21 protein-coding genes are annotated in these 25922 nt (G+C 60.7%); 13 read left to right on the top strand and 8 right to left on the bottom strand.

Annotation, left to right across the window (positions count from 1 at the left end):
- Positions 1–383 precede the first annotated feature (383 nt).
- The 4 genes from MA884_RS04535 (at position 384) to MA884_RS04520 (ending at position 7772) form a co-directional block, all read left to right on the top strand.
- Positions 384–737, top strand: coding sequence for a hypothetical protein (locus MA884_RS04535; protein ID WP_256229253.1), 354 nt, complete (start codon positions 384–386; stop codon positions 735–737).
- A gap of 175 nt (positions 738–912) precedes the next feature.
- Complete coding sequence (locus tag MA884_RS04530) at positions 913–4203, top strand: transglutaminase family protein (protein ID WP_256229252.1); 3291 nt, start codon at positions 913–915, stop codon at positions 4201–4203.
- A gap of 189 nt (positions 4204–4392) precedes the next feature.
- A complete protein-coding gene (locus MA884_RS04525; protein ID WP_256229251.1) occupies positions 4393–6879 on the top strand; it encodes a circularly permuted type 2 ATP-grasp protein in 2487 nt (828 codons plus the stop codon).
- Positions 6879–7772 carry a transglutaminase family protein gene (locus MA884_RS04520; protein ID WP_256229250.1) on the top strand — a complete coding sequence of 298 codons (894 nt, stop codon included), beginning with the start codon at positions 6879–6881 and terminating at the stop codon, positions 7770–7772. The genes MA884_RS04525 and MA884_RS04520 overlap by 1 nt, the downstream gene beginning before the upstream one ends.
- A 106-nt stretch (positions 7773–7878) precedes the next feature.
- Here MA884_RS04520 and MA884_RS04515 read toward each other — a convergent pair whose 3' ends face one another.
- Positions 7879–8067 (bottom strand): hypothetical protein, encoded by a 189-nt coding sequence (locus tag MA884_RS04515; RefSeq protein ID WP_256229249.1) that lies wholly within the window; start codon positions 8065–8067, stop codon positions 7879–7881.
- Between the two features lie 68 nt (positions 8068–8135).
- Complete coding sequence (locus MA884_RS04510; RefSeq protein WP_256229247.1) at positions 8136–8723, bottom strand: TIGR00730 family Rossman fold protein; 588 nt, start codon at positions 8721–8723, stop codon at positions 8136–8138.
- A 345-nt stretch (positions 8724–9068) separates the two neighbouring features.
- Here MA884_RS04510 and azu point away from each other — a divergent pair, with 345 nt between their 5' ends.
- Positions 9069–9515 carry an azurin gene (gene azu, locus MA884_RS04505; RefSeq protein ID WP_256229246.1) on the top strand — a complete coding sequence of 149 codons (447 nt, stop codon included), beginning with the start codon at positions 9069–9071 and terminating at the stop codon, positions 9513–9515.
- Between the two features lie 171 nt (positions 9516–9686).
- Here the strand turns inward: azu and nadE are convergent, their stop codons facing one another.
- From nadE to MA884_RS04490, 3 genes are all read right to left on the bottom strand, one after another.
- Entirely contained in the window at positions 9687–10514 is an 828-nt protein-coding gene (nadE, locus tag MA884_RS04500; protein ID WP_256229245.1) for an ammonia-dependent NAD(+) synthetase, read from the bottom strand.
- Between the two features lie 23 nt (positions 10515–10537).
- Positions 10538–11743, bottom strand: coding sequence for a nicotinate phosphoribosyltransferase (gene pncB, locus MA884_RS04495; protein ID WP_256229244.1), 1206 nt, complete (start codon positions 11741–11743; stop codon positions 10538–10540).
- A 242-nt stretch (positions 11744–11985) separates the two neighbouring features.
- Positions 11986–12891 carry a LysR family transcriptional regulator gene (locus MA884_RS04490; protein ID WP_256229243.1) on the bottom strand — a complete coding sequence of 302 codons (906 nt, stop codon included), beginning with the start codon at positions 12889–12891 and terminating at the stop codon, positions 11986–11988.
- Between the two features lie 178 nt (positions 12892–13069).
- Between MA884_RS04490 and MA884_RS04485 the strand changes: the two genes are divergently transcribed.
- The 8 genes from MA884_RS04485 (at position 13070) to MA884_RS04450 (ending at position 23067) form a co-directional block, all read left to right on the top strand.
- Positions 13070–14560, top strand: coding sequence for an aldehyde dehydrogenase family protein (locus MA884_RS04485; RefSeq protein ID WP_256229242.1), 1491 nt, complete (start codon positions 13070–13072; stop codon positions 14558–14560).
- Between the two features lie 156 nt (positions 14561–14716).
- Positions 14717–16000 (top strand): FAD-binding oxidoreductase, encoded by a 1284-nt coding sequence (locus tag MA884_RS04480; RefSeq protein WP_256229241.1) that lies wholly within the window; start codon positions 14717–14719, stop codon positions 15998–16000.
- A 365-nt stretch (positions 16001–16365) separates the two neighbouring features.
- Entirely contained in the window at positions 16366–17502 is a 1137-nt protein-coding gene (locus MA884_RS04475) for a branched-chain amino acid ABC transporter substrate-binding protein (protein ID WP_256229240.1), read from the top strand.
- Between the two features lie 170 nt (positions 17503–17672).
- Positions 17673–18587, top strand: coding sequence for a branched-chain amino acid ABC transporter permease LivH (locus tag MA884_RS04470; protein ID WP_256229239.1), 915 nt, complete (start codon positions 17673–17675; stop codon positions 18585–18587).
- Between the two features lie 2 nt (positions 18588–18589).
- Positions 18590–19870 carry a high-affinity branched-chain amino acid ABC transporter permease LivM gene (livM, locus tag MA884_RS04465; RefSeq protein ID WP_076382888.1) on the top strand — a complete coding sequence of 427 codons (1281 nt, stop codon included), beginning with the start codon at positions 18590–18592 and terminating at the stop codon, positions 19868–19870.
- Positions 19867–20739 carry an ATP-binding cassette domain-containing protein gene (locus MA884_RS04460; RefSeq protein WP_214913573.1) on the top strand — a complete coding sequence of 291 codons (873 nt, stop codon included), beginning with the start codon at positions 19867–19869 and terminating at the stop codon, positions 20737–20739. The genes livM and MA884_RS04460 overlap by 4 nt, the downstream gene beginning before the upstream one ends.
- Positions 20736–21452, top strand: a complete 717-nt coding sequence (locus MA884_RS04455; RefSeq protein ID WP_076382886.1) for an ABC transporter ATP-binding protein — start codon at positions 20736–20738, stop codon at positions 21450–21452. Before MA884_RS04460 ends, MA884_RS04455 begins: the two co-directional genes overlap by 4 nt.
- Positions 21453–22302: 850 nt before the next feature.
- Entirely contained in the window at positions 22303–23067 is a 765-nt protein-coding gene (locus MA884_RS04450) for an SDR family oxidoreductase (RefSeq protein ID WP_256229238.1), read from the top strand.
- Positions 23068–23375: 308 nt separating this feature from the next.
- Here the strand turns inward: MA884_RS04450 and MA884_RS04445 are convergent, their stop codons facing one another.
- The 3 genes from MA884_RS04445 to ureG form a co-directional block, all read right to left on the bottom strand.
- Complete coding sequence (locus tag MA884_RS04445; protein ID WP_256229237.1) at positions 23376–24506, bottom strand: AGE family epimerase/isomerase; 1131 nt, start codon at positions 24504–24506, stop codon at positions 23376–23378.
- 179 nt (positions 24507–24685) lie between these two features.
- The gene (locus tag MA884_RS04440; RefSeq protein WP_256229236.1) at positions 24686–25258 is read right to left on the bottom strand and encodes a HupE/UreJ family protein; all 573 of its coding nucleotides are present in this window, start codon (positions 25256–25258) and stop codon (positions 24686–24688) included.
- 45 nt (positions 25259–25303) lie between these two features.
- Complete coding sequence (ureG, locus tag MA884_RS04435) at positions 25304–25918, bottom strand: urease accessory protein UreG (RefSeq protein WP_092395804.1); 615 nt, start codon at positions 25916–25918, stop codon at positions 25304–25306.
- Between the last annotated feature and the right edge of the window lie 4 nt (positions 25919–25922).

The raw sequence follows: 25922 nt of genomic DNA, 5'->3' as shown, positions 1-25922 counted from the left end.
CGCGGTGTTAGTGCTCTACGGCCTTGGCGGGTAGACAAAGAAAGTGTCCGGCCTGCCTGCAGTGTAGGAGCTGTCGAGCGAAGCGAGGCTGCGATCTTTACCCAGGCACTTGAATCTCAAGCGAAAGATCAAAAGGTCAAAAGATCGCAGCCTTCGGCAGCTCCTACAGGACGCAGGCCAGCGGGAGCAAGTCTGCGGATAAAGTCTCACCTCCGATTCTCAAGGACGATTCATTTGAGCACACCGTTACCCGGCATCGGCATGGACAACAGCATCTCCCAGATGTTGGCCGCCGCCGCATTGAAAGCCAAATCAACCTGCCGCGGCTGTTCGCAGTCATTTTTGCAGGCTGCTTCGCTGCTTCGGCAACGGTATCGTTAGCGATGAGCACTTATTTCAGATCTATCCCTGTGGATGTCAGGGCGACTACCGGGTGGGCGACGACCGTTGTCATCGCCATGGTCATCGTGCATAGCAACTATTTGATCGTTCGAGGACGACCTTGGTGCGCATGGGTCATGGTCGCCGTATTTGCTGCTTGCTTGCTAACGGTTCTGCCGACTATCCAATATGAGCCGCACAAGTTTATTTACACCGAGGGGGTGTTTTGGCCTTTGCTCGGGCTGCTACTGCTCAACAGCAAACGTCACCGCGAAATGCGTAGCAAACTGGTAGAAGTCCGCTACCAACGTGAACTTTTCATCCAGGCCGCCAAGGCCACCCGCTCACGGCGTTGAGTCGATTCGCTACCACCGCTGCTACATTTATGTGCTTGCCTTTGCACCCGAATGCGAGCATCGCGCGCTTTTAGTGCTCTACTGCCTTGAGTAGACGAAGAAAGTGTCCGGCCTGCCTGCATGGCATAAGTCTTGCGCCGCTTTCGATAACGCCCAGGCTCGCAGGAGGTACGTCGTGTCGATTCACGTCGCGTTGCACCATGTCACGCATTACCGATACGACCGCGCTGTCGAGCTCGGTCCGCAGATCGTTCGCCTGCGCCCGGCGGCCCATAGCCGTACGCGCATTCTTTCTTATGCGCTGAAGGTCGCGCCCGACCAGCACTTCATCAACTGGCAGCAGGATCCCCAGGGCAATTATCTGGCGAGGCTGGTGTTTCCCGAGAAAACCCGGGAGCTGCGCATTGAAGTCGATCTGCTGGCGGAGATGGCGGTGTTCAATCCGTTCGACTTCTTCCTCGAGCCCTATGCCGAGAAAATCCCGTTCACCTATGCCGCCGACGAGCGCAAGGAGTTGGCGCCTTACCTTGAAACCCTGCCGTTAACGCCAAGATTCCAGGCCTACCTCGACGGCATCGACCGCACGCCGTTGCCGGCGGTGGATTTTCTGGTGGCGCTCAACCAGCGCCTGAGCGAAGACATCAACTACCTGATCCGCATGGAACCGGGCGTCCAGACTCCGGAGCACACCCTGGAACATGCGTCCGGTTCCTGCCGCGACTCGGCCTGGTTGCTGGTGCAGTTGTTGCGCAACCTTGGCCTGGCCGCGCGGTTCGTTTCCGGTTACCTGATCCAGTTGACCGCCGACGTGAAAAGCCTCGACGGTCCGTCCGGTACCGAGGTGGACTTCACCGACTTGCATGCCTGGTGCGAGGTGTATTTGCCCGGTGCCGGCTGGATCGGTCTGGATGCGACGTCCGGGCTGTTCGCCGGTGAAGGGCATATCCCGTTGGCCTGTAGTCCCGATCCGTCCTCGGCGGCGCCCATCAGTGGCTTGGTGGAGCCGTGCGAGTGCGAATTCAGCCACGAAATGTCCGTCGAGCGGATCTGGGAAGCGCCACGGGTCACCAAGCCTTACACGGAAGAACAGTGGCTGGCGATTCAGGCGTTGGGCCGGAAAATTGATGCCGACCTGCTGGAGGGCGATGTACGCCTGACCATGGGTGGCGAACCGACCTTTGTCTCGATCGACGACCCGGACGGCGCTGAATGGAACACCGCCGCGCTGGGGCCGGACAAACGTCGGCTCTCCGCTGAGTTGTTCCAGCGCATGCGCAAGCACTATGCGCCCCAGGGGCTTGTGCATTTCGGCCAGGGTAAGTGGTACCCCGGTGAGCAGTTGCCGCGCTGGTCGCTCAACTGCTATTGGCGGCGTGACGGGGTGCCGATCTGGCACAACAGCGCGTTGATCGCCGACGAGCAGCAGGACTATGGCGCCGACGGCGAAATGGCCGGGCGCTTTCTGACAAGTGTCGCCGAGCGCTTGAAAATTCCTGCGCGATTCGTGTTCCCAGCCTACGAGGACAACTTCTATTACCTCTGGCGCGAAGGTGCATTGCCATCGAATGTCACGGCCCAGGACCCACGCCTGGAAGATGCCCTGGAGCGGGAACGGTTGCGCAAGGTCTTCAGCCAGGGCCTGGACAAAGTGATCGGTCAGGTCCTGCCGCTGGCGCGCACCGCCAAGGGCGATCAATGGCAAAGCGGTCGATGGTACCTGCGCGATAGCCACTGCCGGTTGGTGCCGGGGGATTCGCCCCTGGGCTATCGCCTGCCATTGGCCTCCCAGCCATGGGTGACGGCGGCCGAATACCCTTTCATTCATCCCACCGACCCGAATCAGGACCTGCCGGCGCTGCCCGACGCCGAACACCTGGCTCGTCATGGTGAGCCGGCCACCGAGCAGGATCGTGCCCCGAAGATCGACGAATCCGCCGACTGGCTGACCCGCACGGCATTTTGTGCCGAGGCTCGTGAAGGTCGCTTGTACCTGTTCATGCCGCCTCTGGAGCGGGTAGAGGATTATCTGGAGTTGGTCAGCGCCATCGAGGCGACCGCCGAGGAGTTGCATTGCCCGGTGTTGTTGGAAGGCTATGAGCCGCCGAACGACCCGCGCCTGAGTAACTTTCGCATCACCCCCGATCCGGGCGTGATCGAGGTCAACGTGCAGCCGTCCGCGACCTGGGATGAGCTGGTCGAGCGCACCGAGTTTCTTTATCAGGAGGCGCGACAAACCCGGCTGACCACCGAGAAATTCATGATCGACGGTCGGCACACCGGCACCGGTGGTGGTAACCATTTCGTACTGGGTGGCGCGACCCCGGCTGACTCTCCATTTCTACGGCGCCCTGACCTGCTGCGCAGCCTGATCAGTTACTGGCATAACCACCCGTCACTGTCCTACCTGTTTTCCGGCTTGTTCATCGGCCCGACGTCCCAGGCGCCGCGGGTGGACGAAGCGCGCAACGACGCGTTGTATGAGCTGGAAATTGCCTTCGCACAAATGCCGCAGCCTGGCGAAGAATGTCCGCCCTGGCTGGTTGACCGGTTGTTGCGCAACCTGTTGATCGACGTGACCGGCAACACCCATCGTGCCGAATTTTGCATCGACAAGCTCTATTCGCCGGACGGCGCCACCGGGCGTCTCGGTCTATTGGAGCTGCGAGCTTTTGAAATGCCGCCCCACGCCCGTATGAGCCTGGCCCAGCAATTATTGCTGCGCGCGCTGGTGGCGCGGTTCTGGCGTGAGCCCTACCTGCCTGCGAAGCTGGCGCGTTGGGGGACCGAGCTGCATGATCGCTTCCTGTTGCCTCATTTTATCGAACAGGATTTTGCCGACGTCATCAATGAACTGAACGCTGCCGGTTACCCGCTGCGGGCCGAGTGGTTCGCCGCGCACCTGGAGTTTCGTTTTCCCAAGGTGGGCGATTACGCGGTCAGCGGCATCGAACTGCAATTGCGCCAGGCCCTTGAACCCTGGCATGTATTGGGAGAAGAGGGGGCGGTGGGCGGCACCGTGCGGTATGTGGACTCTTCTCTTGAGCGTTTGCAGGTCAAGCTCAGCGGCCTGGCGCCGCAACGGTATCTGCTGACCTGCAACGGTGTGCCGGTGCCGCTTCAAGCCACCGGTCGGGTCGGCGAATTCGTCGCCGGGGTGCGTTTTCGCGCCTGGCAGCCGGCCAACTGCCTGCAACCGACCATCCCGGTCCATGCACCGCTGGTCTTCGATTTACTCGACACCTGGACGCAACGTTCGGTGGGGGGGTGCCAGTATCACGTGGCCCATCCGGGGGGACGCAATTACGACAGCCTGCCGGTGAATGCCAACGAGGCTGAGAGCCGGCGAATGGCGCGTTTTTTCCGTCTCGGACACACGCCAGGGAAACTTCCGATTCCCAACCTGGCAGTGGATGACGAGTTTCCCCTCACGCTCGATCTGCGACGCTTTCCAGGGGCTTCAATGTAGGAGCTGTCGAGTGCAACGAGGCTGCGATCTTTCCCCCAGACACTTGAGTCCCAAGCGAAAGATCAAAAGATTGCAGCCTCCGGCAGCTCCTACAGGGCACCACCCAACGCCTCGTCATAATCTTCCACCTATCCGGGCGTCATGCGCTTGCGCTAGTCTCACGTTTCATTGCTGTCTGCCGAGCTTTCCATGCCTGACCTGCTTGACCGTTACCCGCTGACGACGGGCACCTATCACGAACTGTTGGACGACAGCGGCGCGGTGCGCGGGCACTGGCGACGCCTGCTCGACCATTTGCAGCGCAGTACGCCGGCCCAACTGGTCCAGCGTCAGGCACTGTTGGCCCGGCAGATCCAGGAAAACGGTGTCACCTACAACGTCTACGCAGACCCGAAGGGCGCCGACCGGCCGTGGGAGCTGGACCTGCTGCCCCACGTGATTGATGCGCAGGAGTGGAAGCAACTTTCCGCGGGCATTGCCCAGCGTGCACGCTTGCTCAATGCAGTGCTGGCCGACCTGTACGGGCCGCAACGGCTGATCAGTGAAGGGCTGCTGCCGGCGGAACTGGTGTTCGGGCACAACAACTTTCTCTGGCCGTGCCAGGGCATCACGCCGCCGGACGGCATTTTCCTGCACCTGTATGCCGTGGACCTGGCCCGTACGCCCGATGGCCGCTGGTGGGTCACGGCGGATCGGACCCAGGCGCCTTCAGGGGCCGGGTATGCGCTGGAAAACCGCATGATCGTCTCCCGCGCCTTTCCCGACTTGTATCGTGACCTGAAGGTCAAGCACCTGTCCGGTTTCTTCCGCACCTTGCAGCAGACCCTTGCGCGACAGGCTCCCGGTGATGGCGAGTCGCCGCTGGTGGTGCTGTTGACGCCAGGGCGGTTCAACGAAAGCTATTTCGAACACCTTTACCTGGCGCGCCAACTGGGCTATCCGCTGGTGGAAGGGAGCGACCTGACCGTTCGTGACGCCACGGTTTACCTCAAGACCCTGAGCGGGCTACGACGGGTCCACGCCATCATGCGCCGGCTCGACGATGATTTCTGCGACCCGCTGGAGCTGCGCACCGATTCTGCCCTGGGCGTACCGGGGTTGCTGGAGGCGGTGCGCCAGGGCCGGGTGCTGGTGGCCAATGCCTTGGGTAGCGGCGTGCTGGAATCTCCGGGCCTGTTGGGCTTTTTGCCAAAGATCAGCCAGTTTCTGTTCGGTGAGGAATTGATACTGCCGTCCATCGCCACCTGGTGGTGCGGTGAGCCGCCGGTACTGGCCCAGGCCTTGGAAAAACTGCCGCATTTGCTGATCAAACCGGCGTTTCCTTCCCAAAGCTTCAGCCCGGTATTGGGGCGCGACCTGAACGAACAACAGCGCGCTCTTCTGGCGGCACGCATGCAGGCGCGTCCCTACGCCTATGTCGCCCAGGAGCTGGCGCAGCTGTCCCAGGCGCCGGTCTGGCAGGCCGAAGACGGTCAGCTTCAGCCGCGGGCCATAGGCATGCGCGTGTATGCCGTTTCCGCGGAGGACGATTATCGAGTGCTGCCGGGCGGCTTGACCCGCGTGGCGGCCGAGGCCGACGCTGAAGTGGTGTCGATGCAGCGAGGCGGCGCCAGTAAGGACACCTGGGTCCTGGGAGAACAGGCGCCCAGTGGCGAACAATGGAAGGCCCAGCGAACCGTGGGCGTCCACGATCTGGTTCGACGTGATCCGTACCTGCCGTCCCGCGTCGTGGAAAACCTGTTCTGGTTCGGTCGCTACTGCGAGCGCTGCGACGACAGCGCGCGGCTGCTGCGGATCATGCTGGCGCGCTATGTCGATGGCGACGACCCGCAAGCGCTGCAATCGGCGGTGTCCCTGGGGGAAAGCCTGATGCTGTTGCCGGAGGAGGGCGAACTGCCCGAGCGTCTGCTGGCGGCGTTGTTGGGGGATGATTGGTCGTTCAGCCTGCGTTCCAACCTGCAGCGATTGCAGTGGGCGGCCTCCCAGGTTCGCGGCAAACTGTCCCGGGAGAACTGGCAGGCACTGGTGGAGTTGCAGCGCGAAGCCATGGAACTGGAAACCGCAGAGCCGGACTTTGGGGAGTTGCTGGATTTTCTCAACCGATTGGTGATGTCCCTGGCGGCGTTGTCCGGATTCGCCTTGGACGACATGACCCGTGACGAAGGCTGGCGTTTCCTGATGATCGGTCGTCGCCTGGAGCGCCTGCAATTTCTCAGCAGCAGCCTGGCGGCATTCCTGCGCGGCGATGCGGTGTTCGACCAGGCCGGGCTGGACTGGTTGCTGGAACTGGGCAACAGCAGCATCACCTATCGTTCGCGTTACCTGGCGGTGGCCCAGTTGATTCCGGTGCTCGACCTGCTGTTGCTGGACGAACAAAACCCTCACGCGGTGCTCTTCCAGTTGAAACTGGTGGCCCGTACCCTCAAGCGCCTGAACGATGACTTCGGCGCGCCCAGGGAAACCGCGTTGCCGGAGCTGGTCGCTCGCCTGTCATGCTTTGACCTGCGTTGCCTGGAGAATCCACTGTTCGGCGAGGCCAGCCTGCGTGCTGCGCTCGATGGATTGGCCGATCTGTTGCAGGAAGTGGCCGACGTCAGTGGCCTGGTGTCCGATCGCCTGGCCTTGCGTCATTTCGCTCACGTCGATGACGTCAGCCAGCGCACGGTGTCCGTCTGATGAGCGCTCGTTACCAGATTTTTCACGACACCCATTATCACTACGACAGCCCGGTGTCTCTGGCCCAGCAGCTTGCCCACCTCTGGCCACGCGCCTGTGAATGGCAGCGTTGCACCGAGCAGCAGTTGTTGATCAGCCCGGAGCCGACGACCCGTCGCGATGAGCTGGATGTATTCGGCAACCCTCTGACCCGCCTGGCGTTCGAACGGCCCCATGACGAGTTGCTGGTCAACGCGCGTCTGAGCGTGGAAGTGTTGGCGCGTCCTGAGCTGGACTTCAGTTTGTCCCCCGCCTGGGAGTCGACCTGTCAGGCGCTGACCTACAGCGGCCGGCCACTGGCTGCTCCGTTGCTGGATGCGTGCCGCTATCGTTTCGAGTCACCCTATGTGCACCTCAAGCGCAGCTTCGTAGAGTTTTCAGAAAGTTGCTTCCCTCCGGGGCGCCCATTGATACTCGGCGTGCAGGCGCTGATGGAAAAGATTTTCCAAGAGTTCACCTTCGACGCCGAGGCGACCCAGGTGGCGACGCCACTGGTGGAGGTGCTGGAACGACGGCGTGGGGTGTGCCAGGACTTTGCTCACCTGATGCTGGCCTGCGTGCGCTCCCGTGGGTTGGCGGCGCGGTACGTCAGCGGCTACCTGTTGACTCAACCACCGCCGGGCCAGCCACGGTTGATCGGTGCCGATGCCTCGCACGCCTGGATCTCGGTGTTTTGCCCGGTGCTGGGCTGGGTGGACTTCGACCCGACCAACAACGTTCAGCCGGCGCTGGAACACATCACGTTGGCCTGGGGCCGGGATTTTTCCGATGTGTCGCCGTTGCGGGGAGTCATTCTGGGCGGCGGCGATCATGACCCCGAAGTGCGGGTGACGGTGATGCCGCTTGAATCGTAGACAGATCCCATTGTGGGAAGGGACTGGCCTGTGAGGGCCGGCAGCGAGGCTGCCGGCCCTGGACACAGAACCGGGGGCCGGATCAGATCATCGGGCCCGGAGAGGCTCAGGCGTCCGGCGCCTGATCTTTCGGTGCATCAACATCAACGTCTGCCGCCACGTCGCCTTCGGTATCCGGGCTCAGTGCTGCTTCTTCTTCAGCGGTAGCTTTCTTGCGCTGAAGCTTTTCCTCTTTCTTCTGCTCCTTGGCCAAATCTCTCTGACGTTTGGCGAAGGAATAATTGGGTTTAGCCATGGGCGATCCTCTGGGGTCGAAGGTGAGGTTGAGCGGCGCGTATTCTGCCCTGTATCGGGGTCGAGCCGTTAGCTGGGTTTTTGTTCGGCCCACTTTGGATGTACCGACGGTTGCCACTCGTCCAGCGCATCGAGCAGGTTATGCGGTGATTCGCTCGCTTGCAGCATGTCACGATGGGGCGCGCGGACGAAGCCTTCGCCGACGATATGATCAAGAAAACCGGTGAGTTTGCTGTAGAAGCCGTTCACTTCCAGCAGTCCCAGCGGTTTTCCGTGATAGCCGAGCTGGCCCCAGGTCCAGACTTCGAACAACTCCTCCAGCGTGCCGAGGCCACCGGGCAGGGCGATAAAGGCATCGCTGAGCTGAGCCATGCGTGCCTTGCGGGCATGCATGCCGTCCACCACTTCCAGGCGGGTCAGGCCACTGTGGCCGATTTCCTTGTCTTTAAGGCTCTGCGGGATGATCCCGATCACTTCGCCGCCAGCCGCGAGGGCCGCATCGGCGACGATGCCCATCAAGCCGACCGCGCCGCCGCCATAGACCAGCGTCAGCTTTCGTTCCGCCAACGCACGCCCCAAGGCCTGCGCCGCTTCACGATAGGCCGGATGGCTACCGGTGCTGGCGCCGCAAAATACACAAACAGACGCTAAAGACATGCCTTACTCCGTGGTCAGTTACTGTTCCAGAGTAAAGCCTGGCTTTGGTTGCGCAAAGCAATTAAACCTCGCGCCGGGGTTTTTCGTAGGTGCCACTGGCGCCGCAGGCGTAGGCGGCGAGCAAGCTGCATAACAGGCTGTTGAGGTTCATGACGCGATACTCCAGAGAGAGGTGATGGAGTCGATCATATGGGTGCGTCATACCTTTGGCTGGTTGATTATGCTCATCAGGCTGATAGCCTTAAGTTGTATACAATCTTTGACTCAGGTCATAGGAACTTGTCTGAAATTCAGGCAGTCTTCCCCATTGACGGAATTTTTCTAACCATGCCTTGGAGATTCACCATGTTCGCCAAACTAGCTGCAGTATCCCTGTTGACGCTGGCCAGCAGCCAGCTGATGGCAGCCGAGTGCAAGACCACCATCGACTCGACCGACCAGATGACCTTCGGCACCAAGGCCATCGAGATCGACAAGAGCTGCAAGACCTTCACCGTAGAACTGACTCACTCAGGCAGCTTGCCGAAGAACGTCATGGGCCATAACTGGGTACTGAGCAAAGAGGCTGACATGCAGCCGATTGCTACCGATGGTCTGGCAGCCGGTATCGACAAGGACTATCTGAAAGAAGGTGATGCGCGCATCATCGCTCACACCAAACTTATCGGGGCCAAGGAGAAGGACTCGGTGACCTTCGACGTGTCGAAACTGAGCGCCGATGAGAAATACGGCTTCTTCTGCTCGTTCCCGGGCCACATCTCGATGATGAAGGGCACCGTTACCCTGAAGTAATTCTTCAGGCATAAAAAAGCGCCCCATCGCAGGGCGCTTTTTTTATGTCAAATAATCCCTGTGGGAGCGGGCTTGCTCGCGAAGGCGGTGGTTCAGGCAAGCTCAATGTTGACCGTGCCGACGTCTTCGAGCAAGCCCGCTCCCACAAGGGAATTGCGACCATAGCGGCGGTCAAGGGGCGTACGGCATCACCCGTTTGTGCTCGGTCTTGCAATAGGTCTCGCATATGATTCGGGCGGCCTCTTCGCGCACCGGCAGCCCGTGCAGGAATGCATCGATCTCGCCATAGGTCACGCCGTGGGCGGCTTCGTCGGGCTTGCCGGGCGACAGGTCCTCAAGGTCGGCAGTGGGGACTTTTTCCACCAGCGATTCCGGCGCGCCGAAGTCTCGGGCGATGGCCCGAACCTGGTTTTTCACCAGGCCGCTCAACGGGGCCAGGTCACAGGCGCCATCACCGAACTTGGTGAAGAAACCCATCACCGCTTCGGCCGCATGGTCGGTGCCGATGACCAGGCCTTGCTCGGCACCGGCGATGGTGTACTGCGCCACCATGCGCATCCGCGCCTTGGTATTGCCCAGCACGAAATCCCGGGAGCCCGGCGCTTTGCCTTCGAACGCCAACACTTCCTTGGCCAGTGCCTTGACCGCCGGACCGATGTTGACGGTATGACGCTCGTCCGGCTCGATGAAGTCCACGCAGGCCTGGGCGTCATGTTCGTCGAACTGGGTTTCGTACGGCAGGCGCACGGCGATGAACTTGTAGGCGGCGTTGCCGGTCTTCTCCCGCAGTTCGCGCGCTGCGCGTTGCGCCAGCAGGCCGGCGGTCAGCGAATCGACCCCGCCGCTGATGCCCAGCACGAGGGTCTTGAGTCCGGCGTTGATCAGACAATCCTGGATAAAGCCCACCCGACGAGCGATTTCGGCCTTGAGGGCAGCGTCATCGGCGAACGGCGGCTGAACCTTGAGCTGTTCAGCAATCTCACGCTGTACGGCTTGCATGAATTCACTCCTTGCTTGGTGTGTCAAAGGGCGGCAGGTACTTGGAAAACGTGTCGCATGTAGGCGACGAAATTCGGGTCCTTGCAGTGGGTCTTGCCGGGCTCGTCTGAAATCTTGGCCACGGGTTGTCCGTCACAGCTGATCATTTTAAGCACGATGCTCATCGGCTCCACACCCGGGATGTCACACGTCAGGTTGGTGCCGATACCGAAGCTGACATTAATGCGACCACGCAGTGCCCGAAAAATCTCCAGGCATTTGGGCAATGTCAGACTATCGGAAAACACCAGCGTCTTGCTCATCGGGTCGATACCGAGCTTGTGGTAGTGAGCAATGGCTTTTTCGGCCCAGATGACCGGGTCACCAGAGTCATGGCGCAAACCGTCGAACAGCTTGGCGAAGAACAGATCGAAGTCCTTGAGGAAGGCGTCCATGGTGATGCAATCGGTCAGTGCGATCCCCAGCAGACCCCGGTACTCACGCACCCAGCAATCGAGGGCGGCGATCTGACTGTCGATCAGTCGCGGGCCCAGTTGCTGGTGGGCCATGATCCATTCATGGGCCATGGTGCCCAGGGGTTTCATGTCCAGTTCCCGGGACAGATGCACATTGCTGGTGCCGACGAAGCGCCCGGGGAAATCGTGCTTGAGCACGTTCACCACTTCTTCCTGGACGCGGTAGGAAAATCGTCGGCGGGTGCCGAAGTCCGCGACTTGCAGTTCGGACAATTCCTCGACACTGGCGTTGGCGGTCAGCCAGTCGAACTTGCGATACAGCTGTTCGCGCGCCTGCTCCAGAACGATTTCGCGGTAGCGATAGCGGTTGCGTACTTCGCTGACAATGGCCAGCAGCGGCACTTCGAACAGGATCACGTGCAACCATGGCCCACGCAGGCGGATAAACAGCTCGCCGTTCTCGATGCCGGTGTGCATGTAGCGCAGATTGAAACGGAACAGGCCCAGAAAACGCAGGAAGTCGGGCTTGAGGAAGCTGATGCGCTCCAGGAAGCCCAACTGGTCGGCGCTCAGGCTCAGCTCGGCCAGGCGTTCGATCTGAACACGGATCTCTGCCAGGTATGGCCGCAGATCCTCGCTGTTGCGGCAGCGAAATTCCCATTCGACTTCGACGTTGGGGTAGTTGTGCAGCACCGCCTGCATCATCGTCAGTTTGTAGAAGTCGGTGTCGAGCAGGTTCTGCACGATGCGATCGGCAAATACACTCTCGCTCATGGCGGGAATCTCCAGACAGGCCGCTGCGGCGGGCAGCGGGGTGCAGCGGTTTGTGGTGAAGGGGCTAGTGGCGCATAACCGTGGTGAATATTGCCAGCGATTTTTTAACGGCGGGTACCCCGCTGGAGTATCTGGATATGCCAACGGGCCTCATCGCGGGCGAGCCTTGCTCCCACAGAAGAGCGGGTGACTGGCCGCTGCGCACACCCCTGTGGGAGCAAGGCTTGCCCGCGATAGCATTCTCAAGGTGCCATTGAAGCCTCGATCTGCTCCAGCATCCACTCCACAAAAAGCCGCACCTTGGGCACTTCCGCCGAATGCTCAGGATAGGCCAGGTAATAGGCATCGGTACTGGGCATCGCATATTGCCAGGGGATCACCAGCTTGCCGTCAGCCAGTTCTTCTTCCACCAGAAAGCGTGGCAGCAGGGCGACGCCGCAGCCAACCTGGGCGGCCCGAATGCACATGTAGAAGGTTTCAAAGCGCGGCCCGTGGTAGCTGTGTTCGGTGTGATAGCCCTGGCTGGCGAACCAGTCGTGCCAGGCCTGGGGACGTGAGGCGTTTTGCAGCAGCACCAGATCGGTCAGTTGCGTCGGGTCGCTGAAGGGTTGGGCCGGCAGATTGCCAGGGGCGCAGACCGGCACCAGCTCTTCGCCGAACAGTTTCAGGGATTCGGCGCCGGGCCGTGAGCCCTGGCCGAAATAGAACGCCAGGTCGCTGCGCCCCTGGACCAGGTCGTCGGCCTCCTGCTCGCTGCACAGATCCAGATGAATCTTCGGATGCCGCAGGCGCCAGCCTTTGAGCCGTGGGACCAGCCAGCGAGCACCGAAGGTTGGCGGCGTGGAAACCCGTAGGACTTCGGTATCGCCGCCGTAGGAGCGCAAATAGTGGGTGGACATCTCCACCTGCGTAAGGATTTTTCGTACCTCCCCCAGGTACAAATCTCCTGCCGGTGTCAGTTGCAAGCGTCGACGTACGCGGCGAAACAGCAAATGCTGTAGCAGTTCCTCCAACTGTGCGACCTGTTTGCTGACGGCGCTCTGAGTCAGATTCAGCTCTTCGGCGGCGCGAGTGAAGCTCAGGTGTCGGGTCACCGCTTCGAAGCACTGTAGCGCCGTGATCGACGGCAAATAGCGTTTATTGATCATGATGAGGCCTTAATTTCTTGTGGCTCTGCGTATCCGGTCATGGCCAGCATGAATAAACGGAATGATATCTCGCTTAAAGGTCGTTTGTTGGCAAGTCTCGGGCCAGCTACAACTACAGGTCTGATCAGCCGTGATTGTCCGGCTGCCAATTCTTTGTCTTTTGTTTGAGGAATTAACCATGGTTGCTGCATTGCTTGATCGTCTGGGTGTCGAACCGGCCTTGTACCAGAGCGGCACACAACCGGTGCATTCGCCCATTGATGGCAGTCGCATCGGCGCCGTGAACTGGGAAGGCGCTGCAGAGGTCGAGCAGCAGGTCAGCCGCGCCGAACATGCGTTCGACCTGTGGCGCCAGGTGCCGGCCCCGCGTCGCGGCGAGCTGGTGCGTCAATTCGGTGACTTGCTGCGCGAGTACAAAGCCGACCTCGGCGAACTGGTGTCGTGGGAAGCCGGCAAGATCACCCAGGAAGGTTTGGGTGAAGTGCAAGAGATGATCGACATCTGCGACTTCGCGGTCGGTCTGTCCCGCCAGTTGTACGGCCTGACCATCGCCTCCGAGCGTCCGGGCCACCACATGCGTGAATCCTGGCATCCGCTGGGTGTGGTCGGTGTGATCAGCGCTTTCAACTTCCCGGTGGCGGTCTGGGCCTGGAACACGACGCTGGCCCTGGTGTGCGGCAACGCGGTGATCTGGAAACCTTCGGAGAAGACCCCGCTCACCGCCCTGGCCTGCCAGGCGTTGTTCGAGCGTGTGTTGAAGAACTTCAGCGATGCGCCACCGTACCTCAGTCAAGTGATCATCGGCGGTCGCGATGCCGGCGAAGCGCTGGTGGACGATCCGCGCGTGGCGTTGATCAGCGCCACCGGCAGCACCCGCATGGGCCGTGAAGTGGCGCCGAAAGTCGCCGCGCGCTTTGCCCGCAGCATCCTCGAACTGGGTGGCAACAATGCGATGATCCTGGCCCCCAGCGCCGACCTGGACATGGCCGTGCGCGCCATCCTGTTCAGCGCCGTCGGCACCGCCGGCCAGCGGTGCACGACGCTGCGCCGCCTGATTGCCCATGAGTCGGTGAAAGAAGAGATCGTCACCCGGCTCAAGGCCGCTTATTCGAAAGTGCGCATCGGTCATCCGCTGGAAGGCAACCTGGTCGGGCCGCTGATCGACAAGCAAAGCTTCCAGGGCATGCAGGATGCGCTGGAGCAGGCGTTAAGTGAAGGCGGTAAGGTGTTTGGTGGTAAACGCCAGTTGGAAGACCAGTTCCCGAATGCCTATTACGTATCGCCGGCCATCGTCGAGATGCCGGAGCAGAGCGACGTGGTGCGCCACGAAACCTTCGCGCCGATCCTTTATGTGGTCGGCTACAAGGATTTTACCCAGGCCCTGCAACTCAATAACGCCGTGCCTCAGGGCTTGTCGTCCTGCATCTTCACCACGGATGTGCGTGAAGCTGAGCAATTCATGTCGGCGGTGGGCAGCGACTGCGGCATCGCCAACGTCAACATCGGCCCGAGCGGCGCGGAAATCGGCGGCGCGTTCGGCGGTGAGAAAGAGACCGGCGGCGGGCGTGAATCGGGTTCCGATGCATGGCGCGGCTACATGCGTCGCCAGACCAACACCGTGAACTACTCGCTTGAGCTGCCGTTGGCGCAGGGGATTACTTTCGACTGAGGTCGTGTCAACGCGTGTCCCCTGTGGGAGCGAGCCTGCTCGCGATAGCGTCGGATCAGCCAACATGGATGTTGCAAGGTAAACCGCATCGCGAGCAGGCTCGCTCCCACAATGAGTTTATGTGCAGTGGTTGGGTTTCATTTCCGGAGTCTGGCAATGCCGTTACGCGAAGAATGTCTGTGGGAAAAACTGACGCCGCAACGACCTGAGAATACTGCGCTCACTGGCGAAATCACGGTGGATGTCTGCGTAATAGGCGCGGGCTTTACCGGTTTGTCGGCGGCGGTGCATTTGCTGGAGCAAGGCAAGCGTGTCGCGGTGCTGGAGGCTCATCGGGCCGGGCATGGTGGGTCGGGGCGCAACGTCGGTTTGGTCAACGCCGGCTTGTGGATCCCGCCGGACGAGATAGAAGCCGGCTTCGGCGAAGCGGTGGGCAGCCAGCTCAATCGCATGCTCGGGGCGGCACCGGCGCTGGTGTTCAGCCTCGTCGATAAATACCACATTGATTGCCAGCTGCGGCGCGAAGGCACGCTGCACATGGCCCATAACGCCAGGGGCGAAGCGGACCTGCGCAGTCGTGAAGAACAATGGAAGCGCCGTGGCGCTCCGGTGGAGTTGCTTACCGGCCAGGCGTGTGCCGAGGCCACGGGCACCTCGAAAATCGCTGCGGCGTTGCTCGACCGGCGTGCCGGCACGCTCAATCCGATGGCCTATACCAGTGGGCTGGCCAAGGCTGCCAGCGACCTGGGTGGTCAGTTGTTTGATCATTCCCCCGTGACGCGCCTGGAACGCCAGGGTCAGCGCTGGTCGGTGCAAACTGCCCAGGGTTCGGTGCTGGCCGAACAAGTGGTGATCGCGTCCAATGCCTACACGGAAGGTGACTGGACCGAGCTGCGGCGCAATTTCTTCCCCGGTTATTACTACCAGGTCGCCTCCGCTCCGCTGACCGACGAAGCGGCGCGGCGCATCCTGCCGGGCGGCCAGGGCTCGTGGGACACTCGCCAGGTATTGAGCAGCATTCGTCGGGACAAGGACGGGCGCCTCTTGCTGGGTAGCTTGGGTAACGGCAATCGCAAGCCCGCCTGGTTCCTCAAGGCGTGGGCCGATCGTGTGCAACAGCACTATTTCCCTTACCTCAAGCCGGTGGAATGGGAATGCACCTGGACCGGTTGTATCGCCTTCACCCCCGATCATCTGATGCGCCTGTTCGAGCCGGCCCCCGGTCTGGTGGCCGTGACGGGTTACAACGGTCGGGGCGTGACAACCGGCACAGTGGTGGGCAAAGCCTTTGCCGACTATCTGTGTCATGGCAACGCCAGCGCGCTGCCAATTCCCTTCGCGGCTATGCGGCCACTGGCCGGGACAGGCTTGCGCAGTTGCTTGTATGAAGCGGGTTTTTCGCTGTATCACGCCGGCCAGTGCCTGCGGATTGTCATCTGAATGTTGAAAAATGTTGCCGGAGCACTCGTTTTCCCCCACAACGTCTAGCCTGTTATGGTGCGGGTTGTAGCAGTTGTGCACCGCCAGTGTGCAGTTAGGTGACGCGGGTTGTTACAGGCGGGTTGCACGTCGTTTCATGTGATGGTTGCAATGATGGCTCAGGGAGGGTTGTACCCATTTGGTTATACGGTTGTACCTTGTGCGGTTTAGACGGTTGCACGCCCAATAAAAAAGGGCTCGAAACAGTCGAAATAACAATAAAGCAGCGACTTTTCTAAGAATAAAAAACCGATGGCACGGCGCTTGCTCTGAGCTTTTCAGTGAAGTCGCAGTGCCAACTAAAAAAAACCTTGGAGCACCACCTCATGTCCCAGACGTTTTACAAGAAAGGCTTTCTGGCCCTCGCAGTGGCAGCTGCGCTGGGTGTTTCTGCGTTTGCTCAGGCCGACATCAAGATCGGCGTAGCGGGTCCGATGACCGGTGCCAACGCGGCATTTGGCGAGCAGTACATGAAAGGCGCACAGGCTGCGGCCGATGCGGTCAATGCAGCAGGCGGCGTGAACGGCGAGAAAATCATGTTGGTGGCCGGCGATGACGCCTGCGAACCGAAGCAGGCCGTGGCCGTGGCCAACCGTTTTGTCGACCAGGACAAGGTTCTCGCCGTGGTCGGGCACTTCTGCTCCTCGTCCACCATCCCGGCGTCCGAGGTCTACGGTGATGCCGGCATCATTTCCATCACCCCGGGTTCCACCAACCCGCAGGTCACCGAGCGCGGTCTAAGCGCGATGTTCCGTATGTGCGGTCGTGACGACCAGCAGGGCATCGTCGCCGGCGACTACATCGTTGATGTGCTCAAGGGCAAGAAAGTCGTCGTCCTGCACGACAAGGACACCTACGGCCAGGGCCTGGCGGATGCTACCAAGGCGCAGTTGGCCAAGCGTGGCGTTGAGCCGGTGCTGTACGAAGGCCTGACCCGTGGCGAAAAAGACTTCAGCGCCGTGGTCACCAAGATCCGTGCGGCCGGTGCCGACGTGGTCTACTTCGGCGGTCTGCACCCGGAAGCCGGCCCACTGGTTCGCCAGTTGCGTGAACAAGGCCTCAAGGACGTGAAATTCATGTCCGACGACGGCATCGTCACCGACGAACTGGTCACCACCGCCGGCGGCCCGCAATTTGTCGACGGCGTATACATGACCTTCGGTGCCGACCCGCGCCTGCTGCCAGACAGCAAGGCTGTGGTGGACGCGTTCCGTGCCAAGGGCACCGAACCGGAAGGCTACACCCTGTATGCCTATGCCTCGATCCAGGCCTTGGCTGCCGGTTTCAACGGCGCCAAGAAAAATGACGGCGAAGCCGCGGCTGAATGGCTCAAGGCCAATCCGGTCCAGACCGTGATGGGCAAGAAGGAGTGGGACTCCAAGGGTGACCTGAAAGTCTCCGACTACGTGGTTTACCAGTGGGACAAAGACGGCAAATACCATCAGCTGGAAAAACAGAAGTGACATGAGCGGCTGAATCGCCCGGCGCCCCAGGTGCCGGGCGATTTACCCGTGTCCATGCAATACCTGTCTTTTCTTCCGAGAGCTGCGCGCACATCGTGCAGCGTCGGCGGCTGAACCCCGGTCCGTCGCAGCGGTGTGCGTGCAGTCTCTCAAATGCGTGAGATTGCGTTATGGATGGTATTTTCCTGCAGCAACTGATCAATGGCCTGACCCTCGGGTCGGTCTATGGTCTGATCGCCATCGGCTACACAATGGTCTACGGCATCATCGGCATGATCAACTTCGCCCACGGCGAGGTTTACATGATCTCTGCGTACCTCGCGGCGATCAGTCTGGCTCTGCTGGCCTGGTTCGGTATCGAATCCTTCCCCCTCATGATTCTCGGCACGCTGGTGTTCACAGTGGTGGTGACCGGCGTCTACGGCTGGGTGATCGAGCGCGTCGCCTACAAACCCCTGCGTAACTCCACTCGCCTGGCACCACTGATCAGTGCCATCGGCATTTCGCTGATCCTGCAGAACTATGCCCAGATCAGTCAGGGCGCTCGCCAACAGGGCGTGCCCACGTTGCTCGAAGGCGCCATGCGCGTGGACATCGGCAGCGGCTTCGTCCAGCTCACCTACACCAAGATCTTCATCCTGATCGCGGCATTCGCCGGGATGGCCTTGCTGACCTACATCATCAAGTACACCAAGCTCGGCCGCATGTGCCGCGCCACCCAGCAAGACCGCAAGATGGCCTCCATCCTCGGGATCAACACCGACCGGGTGATTTCCTACGTGTTCATCATCGGTGCGGCCATGGCGGCCCTGGCCGGTGTGCTGATCACCATGAACTACGGCACGTTCGACTTCTATGCCGGCTTCATCATTGGCATCAAGGCGTTCACCGCGGCGGTACTCGGCGGCATCGGTTCCCTGCCAGGGGCGATGTTGGGCGGGATCATTCTCGGTATCTCCGAGTCGCTGTTCGCCGGTCTGATCAACTCGGACTACAAAGACGTGTTCAGTTTCTCGCTGCTGGTGCTGATTCTGATTTTCCGTCCCCAAGGCCTGTTGGGTCGCCCACACGTGGCGAAGGTATAAGTATGTCTGCTGCCAATAAACCGATTGATATCAAAAAGAGCGTCATCGACGCGATCCTGGCCGGCCTGATCTCGCTGATCGTGTTCGGGCCGATTGTCGGCGTAGTGCTCGACGGCTACAGCTTCAACCTGCAACCGGCTCGCGTGGGCTGGTTGGTGGCGATCGTGATGGTCGGGCGCTTTGCCTTGAGCCTGTTTCTGCAAACCCCCAAGGGACTGAAGATTCTCCAGGGTTTTGAAAGCACCAGCTCCGGCGTGCATGTGTTGCCCCCGGACTACAAGTCGCGTCTGCGCTGGATCATCCCGGCGCTGATCGTGATCGCCATCGTGTTCCCGTTTTTTGCCAACAAATACGTGCTCACGGTGGTCATCCTCGGACTGATCTATGTACTGCTGGGCCTGGGCCTGAACATCGTGGTCGGCCTGGCCGGGTTGCTCGACCTGGGTTACGTGGCGTTCTATGCCATTGGCGCCTATGGCCTGGCGCTGGGTTACCAATACCTGGGGCTGGGGTTCTGGACGGTGCTGCCACTGGCGGCGATTGCGGCGGCGATGGCCGGGTGCATATTAGGATTCCCGGTGTTGCGAATGCACGGTGACTACCTGGCCATCGTGACCCTGGGTTTTGGCGAGATCATCCGGCTGGTGCTCAACAACTGGCTGTCGTTTACCGGCGGGCCGAACGGCATGCCGGTACCGTCGCCAACCTTCTTCGGCCTGGAGTTCGGCCGGCGAGCGAAGGAGGGCGGGGTGCCGTTCCACGAGTTCTTCGGCATGGCCTACAACCCTAACGTCAAATTCCTGTTCATCTACATCGTGCTGTTCATCACCGTGCTGCTGGTGCTCTACGTCAAGCATCGCCTGACCCGTATGCCGGTCGGCCGCGCCTGGGAAGCCTTGCGCGAAGACGAGATCGCCTGCCGCTCCATGGGCCTGAACCATGTACTGGTCAAGCTCTCGGCGTTCACCATTGGTGCTTCCACGGCGGGCCTGGCGGGTGTGTTCTTCGCCAGTTACCAGGGGTTCGTCAACCCGTCGTCGTTTACCTTCTTCGAGTCGGCGCTGATTCTGGCGATCGTGGTATTGGGCGGCATGGGGTCGACGGTGGGCGTGGTCATCGCCGCATTTGTCCTCACCGTGGCACCGGAGTTGCTGCGCAGCTTCTCGGAATACCGGGTGCTGCTGTTCGGCGTGCTGATGGTGTTGATGATGATCTGGCGCCCTCGCGGCCTGATTCGCATCAGTCGTACCGGGGTGACGCCGCGTAAGGGAGTAGCGCCATGAGCGAAGTCGTGCTTTCCGTTGAAAACCTGATGATGCAGTTTGGTGGGATCAAGGCCCTTAGCGACGTCAGCCTGCAAGTCAAGCGCAACTCGATCTTCGCCCTGATCGGTCCCAACGGTGCGGGCAAGACCACGGTGTTCAACTGCCTGACCGGTTTCTACAAGGCCACAGGCGGCAAAATCGAGCTCAACGTGCGTGGCGAACGGACCGATGTCATCAAGCTGTTGGGCGAACCGTTTCGTCCGACCGACTTCGTGTCCCCCAAAACCCTCGCCAGTCGGGTGTTCTACAAGATGTTCGGCGGCACCCATCTGGTGAACCGCGCAGGCCTGGCGCGGACTTTCCAGAACATTCGCTTGTTCAAGGAAATGTCCGTGCTGGAGAACCTGTTGGTGGCCCAGCACATGTGGGTCAACCGCAGTCTGGTGGCAGGCGTGCTTAACACCAAGGGATACCGCCAGGCAGAAAGCGATGCCCTGGACCATGCCTTTTACTGGCTGGAAGTGGTGAACCTGGTGGATTGCGCGAACCGTCTGGCGGGCGAACTTTCCTACGGCCAGCAACGGCGCCTGGAAATTGCCCGGGCCATGTGCACCCGTCCGCAAATTATCTGCCTCGACGAACCGGCCGCCGGCCTCAACCCTCAGGAAACCGAAGCGCTGAGCGCGATGATCCGACTGCTGCGCGACGAGCACGATCTGACCGTGGTGCTGATCGAACACGACATGGGCATGGTAATGAGCATTTCCGACCACATCGTGGTGCTGGACCACGGCAACGTGATCGCCGAGGGCGGTCCCGAGGCGATTCGCAACGATCCGAAGGTGATCGCCGCCTACCTGGGTGCCGATGAAGAGGAGCTGGTATGAGTGGACCTATCCTCGAACTCAAGGAGCTGGACGTATTCTACGGGCCGATCCAGGCCCTGAAAAAAGTCTCGATGCACATTGGGGAAGGCGAAACCGTCAGCCTGATCGGCTCCAACGGTGCCGGCAAGTCCACGTTGCTGATGTCGATCTTCGGCCAGCCGCGGGCGGCGAGTGGGCAGATTATTTATCAGGGCGTGGACATCACGCATAAATCGTCCCACTACATTGCTTCCAACGGCATCGCCCAATCGCCGGAAGGGCGGCGGGTATTCCCTGACATGACGGTCGAGGAAAACCTGTTGATGGGCACCATTCCCATCGGTGACAAGCACGCCAGCGAAGACATGCAGCGCATGTTCGAGCTGTTTCCGCGGCTCAAGGAACGGCGCAACCAGCGGGCCATGACCATGTCCGGCGGCGAGCAGCAGATGCTCGCCATCGCCCGGGCGCTGATGAGCCGGCCCAAGTTGTTGCTGCTCGATGAACCCAGCCTCGGGCTGGCGCCGATCGTGGTGAAACAGATTTTCGCCACTTTGCGTGAACTGGCGTCCACCGGCATGACGATCTTTCTGGTGGAGCAGAACGCCAACCACGCCCTCAGGCTGTCGGACCGGGCCTATGTGATGGTCAACGGTGAAATCCGCCTGACCGGCACCGGCAAGGAACTGCTCGTCAATGAAGAGGTGCGCAACGCGTACCTGGGCGGGCATTGACACGAGCCAGCCATGAAAAAACCGGCGATTGATCGCCGGTTTTTTTATCTTTAAATCCACCACCCATCCCCTTGTGGGAGCGAGCCTGCTCGCGATGGCACCGGACCATCCAACCTCTTTATATCGGACATGACCCTATCGCGAGCAGGCTCGCTCCCACAGGGTTTGGTGCTGTGCCCGAGAATTGTGGACAACAATCCTGAGCCCCTGCGAAACCGCGACATAAAGTCGCCGCAAATAGTTGTTTTGTCACAGTTTTGACTTGTCCCCGTTTGCTGTGGAACCGGCTGTGGGTAACGTGGGAGTAGCTGGCTGAAAGCCTCTGAATACGTGGCTTTCAAGCCTATGGTTGTTTTTTGATCAGGGGTTTTCGGTCAACCGGGAGCGATGGTTGTCAACACTTTTATGAGGGCTGCAAAAGGTTTGAAAATCTGTGCGCAAGGCTGTGGATAAGTCTGTGATTAAACTCTGGAAAGACCGCGCGGAGGGCCGAATTTGCTGGCTTGAAGCCATCGTTCTTTTTACCGTCGGCTTATAGCAGATAAGTCGATCTGCACAACCTGCATTCCAGGGTCAAGGGAAAAAATTTTCCAAACCCCTCGCAAAGCCTTATGCACAGTGGCTTGTGGAATTTGCACTTGCCCCCGATTGCTGTGGACCCGCCTGTGGATAAGGTGCGGGCAACCGCCTGTGGCCCTTGTTTAATAAGGCCTGGCGCTGTTTGGTTGTTTTATGAGCAATCCTTGGGGTGCAACCTTGTCTCCAGAAGTCTTGCCCCTACCGTGTCAGGCCGGGCATGCTGTGGGCCGACTTCCATTCATTGGCTGTTTTGAGCCCCAAGGAGAACACGATGTCCAACACCCTGTTTATTACCGGCGCAACGTCCGGTTTCGGTGAAGCCTGTGCCCGTCGTTTTGCCGAGGCAGGCTGGAAACTGGTGCTGACCGGTCGTCGTGAAGAACGCCTCAACGCCCTGTGTGCCGAGTTGTCGAAGCAGACCGAAGTGCATGGCCTGGTGCTTGACGTGCGTGATCGCAAAGCCATGGAAGAGGCGATCGCCAACCTGCCACCGTCCTTTGCCAAGTTGCGGGGGTTGATCAACAACGCCGGCCTGGCCCTGGGCGTTGATCCAGCGCCCAAGTGCGACCTCGATGACTGGGACACGATGGTCGATACCAACGTGAAAGGCTTGATCTACAGCACCCGTCTGCTGTTGCCGCGGCTGATCGCCCATGGCCGTGGTGCCGGGATCGTCAACCTGGGCTCCATCGCCGGCAACTATCCGTACCCTGGCAGCCACGTGTATGGCGCGAGCAAGGCGTTCGTCAAACAGTTCTCCCTGAACCTGCGTTGCGATCTGCAAGGGACAGGCGTGCGGGTGAGCAACATCGAGCCGGGCCTGTGCGAGAGCGAGTTTTCCCTGGTGCGTTTCGCGGGTGATCAGGAGCGCTACAACGCGACCTATGCCGGGGCCGAGCCGATCCAGCCGCAGGATATCGCCGATACCATCTTCTGGGTGCTCAATGCCCCGGCTCACATCAACATCAACAGCCTGGAGTTGATGCCGGTGAGCCAGACCTGGGCCGGGTTTGCCATCGAGCGCAACAAGGCGTAAGACCGCGTTATCGTTCATCGCGGGCAAGCCTTGCTCCCACAGAATTGACTCATCCATGGGACAAGCCTTGCTCCCACAGAGTTGACTCATCTATGGGGACAAGCCTTGCTCCCCACAGAGTTGACTCATCCATGGGACAAGCCTTGCTCCCCACAGAGTTGACTCATCTATGGGGACAAGCCTTGCTCCCCACAGAGTTGACTCATCCATGGGACAAGCCTTGCTCCCACAGAGTTGACTATCCATGGGGGGCAAGGTCGGCCAAAGCCCTGTGGGAGCAAGGCTTGCCCGCGATAGCGATTTATCGGTCAGCCCAGATAATCAGCCAACCCGCGATAGCAGGTCATCAAGTGATAAGGCGTGGTCGATGGCATGTCCTGGCGGCTGACAGTGCCGTCAGCGTCCAGGCATTCATGCCAGCCTTCGGGGCGCAGGAAGTGTTGCTGCAACGCCTGCAACTGGCGCAGCAACGTCTGGCTTTCGGGGCGCAGGGTCAATGCCCGAATATACTCGGCCTGGGCCCAGATGCGCTGGGTGGCGTCCCGCGGCGCAACCTGTGATCCCAGGCTCAGCATGGCGCACACCGCGCCGGACTGCGGGCTCACGCCTTGCTGTTCGGTACGGTTGAAGCTGCTCTCAAGGGCTGTGTGCAACTTACCGCCGCGCAACATGGGCGATGAGGCCAGCAAGTAATACCACTCGAACTGATGGCCTGGCTCAAACCAGTTATCCACAGCCTTCACGGGTTTTTCCATCATGACGCGCTGCTGCGGGTCGATGAAGTGCTTGAACATGGCATCGCACAGGGCCAGCAATGCCTGATGGACGTTGACGTCGTCGCGAACCGAGAGGGTGGCGAGGAAGGCTTCGGCCAGGTGCATCAGCGGGTTTTGCAACGGGCCGGATTCGCGTGTCGACCAATCGCGTCCCAGGCTGGCCTCGTAAAGACCGTCTCCGGTCGCAAAGCGCCGGGCGATGACTTCGAGGGCTGCGTTGAGCACCGACTCCACCAGCGGTTCGCGAACCTTGCTCCAGTAATGGGCGCAAGCAAACAGGATGAAGGCGTGGGTGTAGAGATCTTTGCCGGTGTCCAGCGGTACGCCTTGGGGGTCAACGCTGTAGAACCAGCCGCCATGTTCGCCATCATGGAAGTGTCGCTGCAGCGAGCGGAACAGTGCGCCTGCCCGTTCTTCGGCCTGTGGTACTTCGCCGATCAGGCTGGCAAACACATATAACTGCCGCGCACAGGCCATGGCCCGGTAGCGCTGGGGCGCGAGCGGCTTGTGCCGGGTATCGAGAGATTCATAGGGCAGCGCCAGTTCGGCATTCCATCCCGGGCCTTGCCACATCGGCACGATCACGTCGTGAAAGTGCTGGCGTACCGTGGCGAACAGGGCAGGCAGTTCAGGCGCAGGAGCGGGGCGGGAAGCATCGGGCATTGGCGGACGTCGTCACGGCTGGGGGGCGATTGCGCGACATGGTAGCAGAGTGGCAAGTTCGAGAGAGGCGGGGCCCTCCAGTCCGTCATCGCGAGCAGGCTCGCTCCCACATTTATCGGCGTACACCACGCCCTGTGGGAGCGAGCCTGCTCGCGATTAGCCTTGATGGGCGCTGAAAATCAACCCGCCAACAACCACACCCCAGCCGCCGCCGAACCCACTCCGGCCAGGCGCACCAGTGGCGCGGCCGCTCGTGGCAAAACGCGAACCACGGCGTAGCCAGCGCCATGCAGCGCCGCCGTCGCCGCGACAAAACCGGCCGCGTAAGCCAAGGGACTTGTCATGTCCGGCAGTTCCAGGCCATGGGCCACGCCATGGAACAGCGCAAACACCGCCGTCGCGCCAATCGCCAGGCTCAGCGGCGGGCGTACCGCCAGAGCCACCGCCAGGCCCAGGGCCAGCACCGAGGCGGCAATCCCGCTTTCCAGTGCTGGCAGGTCCAGGCCTTCAAAGCCGAGCAAACCGCCGATCAGCATGCTGGCGACGAAGGTGCACGGCAGTGCCCAGCGCGCCGCGCCTTGTTGTTGGGCGGCCCACAAGCCGACCGCCAACATCGCCAGCAGATGATCAAGCCCGCCGATGGGGTGACCGAGGCCGGCCATCAGGCCGTTATCGCCATGGCCGGGGTGAGCGAAGGCCAAGGCCGGAGTCAGCAACAGGGCGAGGGCGCCAAGCAGGCGTTTGAAGGTCATGGATAAGCTTCCTTGTTGAACGGGTGAATCGTTGAAGTTGAAAAATCAGGCGGCGGTCAGCAGGCCCTGGCGTTCGATGAAGGCGATGATCTGCTCCAGGCCCTGGCCGGTTTTCTGGTTGCTGAACACGAACGGCTTGCCGTTGCGCATTCGTCGGGTGTCGCTGTCCATCATTTCCAGGGACGCCCCCACCAGTGGCGCCAGGTCGATCTTGTTGATCACCAGCAGGTCGGATTTACAGATGCCCGGCCCGCCTTTGCGCGGCAGCTTGTCGCCGGCCGAGACATCGATCACGTAAATGGTCAGGTCCGACAACTCCGGGCTGAAGGTCGCCGAAAGGTTGTCGCCACCCGATTCCACCAGGATCAGATCCAGCCCCGGAAACCGCCGGTTCAATTGATCCACGGCCTCAAGGTTGATCGAGGCGTCTTCGCGAATCGCCGTGTGCGGGCAACCGCCGGTTTCCACGCCGATAATTCGTTCCGGCGCCAGAGCTTGGTTGCGCACCAGAAAGTCGGCATCTTCGCGGGTGTAGATGTCGTTGGTGACCACCGCCAGGTTGTAGCGTTCACGTAGAGCCAGGCACAGGGCCAGGGTCAGTGCGGTTTTGCCGGAACCCACCGGGCCGCCGATACCGACGCGCAGAGGTTGTGTATTCATGAGG

This window comes from Pseudomonas sp. Q11 (assembly GCF_024494355.1).
In the GTDB taxonomy this organism is placed as follows: domain Bacteria; phylum Pseudomonadota; class Gammaproteobacteria; order Pseudomonadales; family Pseudomonadaceae; genus Aquipseudomonas; species Aquipseudomonas hefeiensis.
The sequence above is the reverse complement of the archived record's forward strand: the minus strand, read 5'-3'. Positions and strand labels throughout refer to the sequence as shown.

Excerpts from the sequence above, each read along its gene's own strand:
- MA884_RS04485 (WP_256229242.1), top strand. The coding sequence starts at position 13,070 with ATGGTTGCTGCATTGCTTGATCGTCTGGGTGTCGAACCGGCCTTGTAC.
- MA884_RS04520 (WP_256229250.1), top strand. The coding sequence starts at position 6,879 with ATGAGCGCTCGTTACCAGATTTTTCACGACACCCATTATCACTACGAC.
- MA884_RS04455 (WP_076382886.1), top strand. The coding sequence starts at position 20,736 with ATGAGTGGACCTATCCTCGAACTCAAGGAGCTGGACGTATTCTACGGG.
- MA884_RS04470 (WP_256229239.1), top strand. The coding sequence starts at position 17,673 with ATGGATGGTATTTTCCTGCAGCAACTGATCAATGGCCTGACCCTCGGG.
- MA884_RS04445 (WP_256229237.1), bottom strand. The coding sequence starts at position 24,506 with ATGCCCGATGCTTCCCGCCCCGCTCCTGCGCCTGAACTGCCTGCCCTG.
- MA884_RS04535 (WP_256229253.1), top strand. The coding sequence starts at position 384 with ATGAGCACTTATTTCAGATCTATCCCTGTGGATGTCAGGGCGACTACC.
- ureG (WP_092395804.1), bottom strand. The coding sequence starts at position 25,918 with ATGAATACACAACCTCTGCGCGTCGGTATCGGCGGCCCGGTGGGTTCC.
- MA884_RS04490 (WP_256229243.1), bottom strand. The coding sequence starts at position 12,891 with ATGATCAATAAACGCTATTTGCCGTCGATCACGGCGCTACAGTGCTTC.
- azu (WP_256229246.1), top strand. The coding sequence starts at position 9,069 with ATGTTCGCCAAACTAGCTGCAGTATCCCTGTTGACGCTGGCCAGCAGC.
- livM (WP_076382888.1), top strand. The coding sequence starts at position 18,590 with ATGTCTGCTGCCAATAAACCGATTGATATCAAAAAGAGCGTCATCGAC.
- MA884_RS04450 (WP_256229238.1), top strand. The coding sequence starts at position 22,303 with ATGTCCAACACCCTGTTTATTACCGGCGCAACGTCCGGTTTCGGTGAA.
- MA884_RS04480 (WP_256229241.1), top strand. The coding sequence starts at position 14,717 with ATGCCGTTACGCGAAGAATGTCTGTGGGAAAAACTGACGCCGCAACGA.
- MA884_RS04475 (WP_256229240.1), top strand. The coding sequence starts at position 16,366 with ATGTCCCAGACGTTTTACAAGAAAGGCTTTCTGGCCCTCGCAGTGGCA.
- MA884_RS04525 (WP_256229251.1), top strand. The coding sequence starts at position 4,393 with ATGCCTGACCTGCTTGACCGTTACCCGCTGACGACGGGCACCTATCAC.
- MA884_RS04510 (WP_256229247.1), bottom strand. The coding sequence starts at position 8,723 with ATGTCTTTAGCGTCTGTTTGTGTATTTTGCGGCGCCAGCACCGGTAGC.
- pncB (WP_256229244.1), bottom strand. The coding sequence starts at position 11,743 with ATGAGCGAGAGTGTATTTGCCGATCGCATCGTGCAGAACCTGCTCGAC.
- MA884_RS04440 (WP_256229236.1), bottom strand. The coding sequence starts at position 25,258 with ATGACCTTCAAACGCCTGCTTGGCGCCCTCGCCCTGTTGCTGACTCCG.
- nadE (WP_256229245.1), bottom strand. The coding sequence starts at position 10,514 with ATGCAAGCCGTACAGCGTGAGATTGCTGAACAGCTCAAGGTTCAGCCG.
- MA884_RS04460 (WP_214913573.1), top strand. The coding sequence starts at position 19,867 with ATGAGCGAAGTCGTGCTTTCCGTTGAAAACCTGATGATGCAGTTTGGT.
- MA884_RS04515 (WP_256229249.1), bottom strand. The coding sequence starts at position 8,067 with ATGGCTAAACCCAATTATTCCTTCGCCAAACGTCAGAGAGATTTGGCC.